Annotated in this window: 1 pseudogene; it reads left to right on the top strand. The window is 37.8% G+C overall.

The features are described 5' to 3' along the window. The first annotated feature begins 60 nt into the window (after window positions 1-60). Window positions 61-1,179, top strand: a pseudogene (locus tag EOL86_15325) (IS3 family transposase).

Below are 1,179 nucleotides of genomic sequence, written 5' to 3'. Positions count from 1 at the left end.
TGGATATCCCCCAATTAGGTGGACAGCAAGTTAAGCTACAAAAAGTAGTAAATTGCTAAGATGAAAAACAAGAGAAAAACATTTGATCGGGAGTTCAAGCAAAAAGCAGTAGAACTATCCTATTCTCGTGGTAATGCGAGAGAAGTAGCCCAAGAGTTAGGTATTTCACCGGAACTGTTATATCGCTGGCGTGTAGAACATAAAAAATACGATAAAAACAGTTTTCCTGGAAATGGAAAACCAAAGATGACAGACCTGGAACGCGAGAATTCTAATCTTAAAAAAGAACTTCGTGATAAAGAGTTGGAGCTTGAGATCTTAAAAAAAGCGATAAGCATCTTCTCCAGGAAAGATGGGAAATCTACCAGTTTATAAGTGATCATTGTGTTCGATATTCCATTGAGAAGATGTGTAAAGTATTAGAAGTTAGCAGATCAGGATATTATAAATGGTTAAAAGAAGGTCCTTCAAAACGTTGGCAGGAGGATGAACGGCTTTTGACAGATATTATAGATGTATTCGGTGAGAGTAAGAAAAGTTATGGCAGTCCAAGGATGACCATTGAACTTAGATCTCAGGGCTGGACGGTTTCGGTAAACAAAGTTGCCAAAATGATGAGGGGAGCCGGTTTATATGCAAGAAAGCTAAAGAGATTTAAAGCAACGACAGATTCCCGACACAATTATCCAATTGCACCAAATTATTTGAATCAGGATTTTAGTGTCAGTAGAATCGCGGAGGTTTGGGTCTCAGATATTACATATGTGCTCACAGCTGGCGGTTGGTTATACCTGACTGTAATAATCGATTTATTTGATAGAAAAGTCATTGGCTGGTCGATGAGCAAAAGATTGACAACTGAAGGAACGATTATACCTGCATGGTTCATGGCTGTCAGGAACAGACCAATAACAAATGAGTTGACTTTCCATTCAGACAGAGGTGTTCAATTTGCTTGTAAGGATTTTACAACGATATTGAAGTCAAATCCATTGGTTCGCCAAAGTATGAGTAGAAAAGGTAATTGTTGGGATAATGCAGTGGCTGAAAGCTTCTTTAAGACCTTAAAAGTTGAATGGATTTATGATCAGAAATTTGAAAATCATTCTATGGCACAACTTTCAATTTTTGAATGGATTGAGGGTTGGTATAACAGAAGGAGAAGGCATTCGGCATTAA

This window comes from Deltaproteobacteria bacterium, assembly GCA_009930495.1.
In the GTDB taxonomy this organism is placed as follows: Bacteria; Desulfobacterota; Desulfovibrionia; order Desulfovibrionales; family Desulfomicrobiaceae; genus Desulfomicrobium.
The sequence above is the reverse complement of the archived record's forward strand: the minus strand, read 5'-3'. Positions and strand labels throughout refer to the sequence as shown.